The 4656-nt window shown below is 66.6% G+C and carries 5 protein-coding genes and 1 tRNA gene; 1 reads left to right on the forward strand and 5 read right to left on the reverse strand.

Going from position 1 to position 4656, the window contains the following annotated elements; all coding sequences use genetic code 11:
• Positions 1–539: SOS response-associated peptidase (locus I5I_RS13675; protein WP_036320901.1), on the forward strand; the 539-nt coding region annotated here is incomplete at its 5' end.
• 59 nt (positions 540–598) lie between these two features.
• Here I5I_RS13675 and nagE read toward each other — a convergent pair.
• The 5 genes from nagE to nadD form a co-directional block, all read right to left on the reverse strand.
• The gene (nagE, locus tag I5I_RS13680; protein WP_036320903.1) at positions 599–2578 is read right to left on the reverse strand and encodes an N-acetylglucosamine-specific PTS transporter subunit IIBC; all 1980 of its coding nucleotides are present in this window, start codon (positions 2576–2578) and stop codon (positions 599–601) included.
• Between the two features lie 158 nt (positions 2579–2736).
• Positions 2737–2812 (reverse strand) — tRNA-Ala (locus tag I5I_RS13685).
• A 72-nt stretch (positions 2813–2884) separates the two neighbouring features.
• Positions 2885–3262, reverse strand: coding sequence for a ribosome silencing factor (gene rsfS, locus I5I_RS13690; protein WP_036320905.1), 378 nt, complete (start codon positions 3260–3262; stop codon positions 2885–2887).
• Positions 3259–4161 carry a hypothetical protein gene (locus I5I_RS13695; protein ID WP_036320908.1) on the reverse strand — a complete coding sequence of 301 codons (903 nt, stop codon included), beginning with the start codon at positions 4159–4161 and terminating at the stop codon, positions 3259–3261. Before I5I_RS13695 ends, rsfS begins: the two co-directional genes overlap by 4 nt.
• A partial coding sequence (nadD, locus tag I5I_RS13700) for a nicotinate-nucleotide adenylyltransferase (RefSeq protein WP_036320910.1) occupies positions 4158–4656 on the reverse strand: 499 nt, incomplete at its 5' end. The genes I5I_RS13695 and nadD, both read right to left, overlap by 4 nt.

The following is a 4656-nucleotide window of genomic DNA, read 5'->3' on the forward strand; positions in this document are numbered from 1 at the left end:
CGGCGCGCTGGGGTCTGATCCCCGGGTGGGCAAAGGACATGGGTATCGGTGCGAAGGCGATCAACGCACGCGCCGAAGAGGTCGAGAACAAGCCGATGTTCCGGCAGGCGCTGATCGCGCGGCGAGCCGTCATCCCGGCATCCGGCTATTACGAGTGGAAGACCGAAGATGGCGTGAAGACGCCGTACTACATCCACCCGTCTGACGACGAGCCGCTGTTCTTCGCCGGTCTCTACGAGTGGTGGAAAGACCCCGCGAAGGCCGCGGACGACCCCTCGCGGTGGGTGCTGAGCTTCACGATCATGACCAGGGATGCCGTGGGTCAGCTCGGCTCGATTCACGACCGCATGCCGCTGTTCATCGACGCGGACTACGCCGATGTGTGGCTCGACCCCACCACGGAGAACGTCGGCGATCTGCTGGACGCGACGATCGACGCTGCCCCCGCCCTGGTGGACGGCATGCTCATGCGAGAAGTCGACCGCGCCGTCGGCAACGTGCGCAACAACGGTCCGCAGCTGATCGCACCCCTGTCGTGACGAACGGCGGGACGGACCCGAAGGCCCGTCCCGCCGTCGTCGGCAGGATCGTTCGATCCCTACGCGAACTCGATCGTCGCATCCTCGTTGTTGAGCACGATGACCGGAGTGATCGCGGAGTGCCCCGCGCGGCGGATCTTCTCCGGGTCGAAGCGAAGGAGCGGCGTGCCGGGCTCGACCGTGTCTCCGGCTGTCACGAGCGTCTCGAAGCCGTCGCCCTTCATGTCGACCGTGTCGATGCCGACGTGGATCAGAAGCTCCGTGCCGTCCGCGAGAGCGAGGCCGATCGCATGCCCGGTCGGGAAGACCGATGCGACCGTGCCGCCGGCCGGCGCGACGATCGTGTCTCCGGTGGGGTCGATCGCGAGGCCCGGGCCCATCGTTCCTTGGGCGAACATCGCATCCGGAACCTCGGAAAGTGCGAGCACGCGGCCCGCCACCGGTTGACGAAGCTGCAGGACCGCCGGCGGAACCGACGAATCCAGCCGCTGCTCGGCAGCAGCACCCGCGGCGATCGCGGCGCCACCGACACCCCCGACGAAGCCTGCCAGTGCGCCGGTCTGGCCGGCATCGGCCCCGCGGAAAGCCTCGATGGTGCGATCGTTGAGGATGTCCTCCATCGCGTCCTTGACGAACTGGACGTTCAGGCCGTAGACCACCTGCACGGAGTGGCCTCCCGGTTTGATGGTCCCCGCGGCTCCGGCGCGCTTGAGGGCGTGCTCATCGACCTGAGAGGGGTCGGCGATCTCCATCCGTAGACGTGTGGCGCAGTTGTCGACCTCGATGATGTTGTCCCTGCCGCCGAGAGCCGCGATGAACTTCTCCGCCGTGCCGTGATACCCGGAAAGGCTCGTGCCAGCGTTGTCGGCGTCCTGCTCGTCGAGCTCGTCGCCACGGCCGGGCGTCTTGAGCTTGAAGCGCTTGATCACGAAGTAGAACGTGAAGAAGTAGATGAAGAACCAGGCGACGCCGAGCAGCAGCAGCATCCACGGGTTCTCGGCCATCGGGTTCGTCCACTGCAGCACCATGTCGATGAAGCCCGCCGAGAAGCCGAAGCCCAGGCGCGTGGGCAGCATCGCGGTGATCATCACCGAGATGCCCGTGAAGACAGCGTGGATGAGGTACAACCACGGCGCGACGAACATGAAGGAGAACTCCAGCGGCTCGGTGACGCCGACGAAGAACGAGGAGATCGCGCCCGAGAGCATGATTCCGTAGGTGATCTTCTTGCGACGCGTGTCGGCCGTGAGATACATCGCGAGGGCCGCGCCCGGCAGACCGAACATCATGATCGGGAAGAACCCGGCCATGTACTGGCCCGTGACGCCGTAGGTTCCGGTGCCGTTGAGGAAGTTGACCAGGTCGTTGATGCCGGCCACATCGAACCAGAACACCGAGTTGAGCGCGTGGTGCAGACCTGTCGGAATCAGCAGACGGTTCAGGAAGCCGTAGATTCCGGCTCCCACCGGACCCATCGTGGAGATCCACTCGCCGAAAGTTACCAGCGCGCCGAAGACGACGGGCCACACGAACATCAGCACGACGGCGACGACGAGCGACAGGCCGGCCGTCACGATGGCGACGGAGCGCTTGCCCGAGAAGAACGAGAGCGCGTCGGGCAGCTTCGTGTCCTTGAACCGGTTGTAGCACCACGCGCCGATGAGGCCGGCGACGATGCCGACGAAGACGTTCTGGACTTTGCCGAAGGCGGGGTTCACATCGCCCAACTCCCCCAGCCCCAGCAGCTTCTGCATCGTGGCGGGCGCAAGGAGGGTGGTGATCGTGAGCCACGATACGAGGCCCGCCAAAGCCGACGTGCCGTCGGTCTTGTTGGCCATACCGATCGACACGCCGACGGCGAACAGGAGCGGCATGTTGTCCAGGAGTGCCCCGCCGGCCGCGCCGAGGAAGGCGGAGGCGGTGTTGGCACCGCCCGCAGCGGAGCTGATCCAGTACGAGATGCCGGAGAGGATCGCGGCCACCGGCAGCACGGCCACCGGCAGCATGATCGACCGACCCAAGCGTTGCAAGAACTTCATCGATGAAACTCCGTCCTGGTGGGGCACTGGCTCTCGCGAGCGCGCGAGCCACGCATGGGACGCTACCCCCGATCAGGCCAAACGCACAGCATTCACTCAGGAATCGGCGAAATCTCCGACGAAAACGCGAAACCCCCGGGGAGCTACCCGGGGGTTCTTGGTGGACCTGAGGGGACTCGAACCCCTGACCCCCTGCATGCCATGCAGGTGCGCTACCAGCTGCGCCACAGGCCCATTTTCAGTTTGTCACCGCTCCGCGGCAACCCCTCAAGCTTACTACATGCCGAGGGGTGCGACGAACACGACTCAGTCCGCGACGGCGGGTGCGGGCACCTCGATCGGGATGATCGGGCAGTCCTTCCACAGCCGCTCGAGTCCGTAGAAGACGCGCTCCTGCTCGTGGAAGACGTGGACGACGAGGTCGCCGAAGTCGAGGAGCACCCACCGCGACTCCTGGCGGCCTTCGCGGCGAAGACGCTTGACACCGTTCTCGAGCATCGCCTCCTCGATCGCGTCAGCGATGGCGGCCACGTTGCGCTCGCTGGATCCGGTGGCGAGGAGGAAGGCGTCCACCAGCGGCAGAGGCTCGGAGACGTCGAAGGCGAGCAGGTCCTCGGCGCCCTTGCTCTCGGCGGCCGCCGCGGCGACGTTCACGAGGGTGCGGGTGGTGTCGGCGGCGGTCATCGGAATGCTCCTGTCACGAGGGCCACAATCAGCACGCCGGTCAAAGCCAGCGCCAGCGCCCCCGCGGTGATGACGAGGGCCAGCATCAGCCGGCTCCCCTTCTCGGGCGCGGGCGGTTTGATGATGTCTTCGGCACTCTTGATCGTGCTGATCGCGGAACTGGCCGCGATCGGGGTGGGTGAAGAGGAGGCGGGCAGTTCGCCGTCGACGAGGACAGCGTCCGTCTCCTTGTTGTCGGTCCGACCCGGCATGGTGCCGGTCGACCCGAACGACTCGGGAAGCGAGAACGTCCCGGTGATGAGGACTTCTCCTGTGCCCGTGATCGGCGAGACGAGCGCACCGGTCTCCGGTGTCTGCGACAGGATCAGCGCATTGGGCGCCGACAGCGCCCCCGTGGCGGTGCTGCCGCGCGTCAAGAGCTGATCGAAGGATGCCGGGAGGTCGATCTCCACGCTCTCACCGGCAAGGAGACCTGAACCGAACGTCGGCGCGACCACGGGACGTTCCTCGTCCTGTGCGGGCTCGGGGGCGTTCTCCGCCGTGGCATCCGCCGGGGTGACGTCTTCTGGGCGGGCCTCGGAACTGGTCGCGGCGGGGGCTGGTGTCTCGTCGGCGACCGGCACCGAGGCCGTCCGCAGCCGCTCCTGGCGGCGCGCGGCGCGGCGCGTGAACGACGGCGCTTCGACGTCGACATCTGCCGCCGCGGGCGGTGCCTCGGCCACCTCGACGGGTTCGGCCGCGCGCGGCAGCGGCGCGACGACAGGAGGTGTCGGTTCGGCGGGCTGAGTCGCCTTCTCGGCATCCGCGGGGGTGATCACCGGCGTCGAGGCGGTGTTGCGCATCTCGCGCAACTGACGGCGGGTCAGCTGGGGAGTATCGGGCTGGTCGGGTGTGCTCATGCCTCGCTCCGGTAAAGGTGGTGCTTCGCAATGTATTGGACGACGCCGTCGGGCACGAGGTACCACACCGGGTGGCCTCGGTTCACCCGCTCACGGCAGTCGGTGGACGAGATCGCCAGGGCGGGGATCTCGAGTCTGCTGACGACGTCCTCGGGAAGGCCCTCGGTGGACAGGACATGTCCCGGCCGGGACACCGCCACGAAGTGGGCCAGGTCCCAGAGATCATCATGATCGCGCCATCCGAGGATCTGGGCGATCGCATCGGCTCCCGTGATGAAGAAGAGCTCCGCGTCGGGACGTGTGCTCTTCAGATCGCGCAAGGTGTCGATGGTGTAGGTGGGGCCTCCGCGGTCGATGTCCACGCGGCTGACGGTGAACTGCGGATTGGATGCCGTCGCGATGACGGTCATCAGATACCGATGTTCACCGGCGGTGACCTTCTCCTTGTCCTTCTGCCACGGCATGCCTGTCGGGACGAAGATCACCTCTCGAGAT

The organism is Microbacterium sp. B24 (assembly GCF_000333415.1).
Classification (GTDB): Bacteria; Actinomycetota; Actinomycetes; order Actinomycetales; family Microbacteriaceae; genus Microbacterium.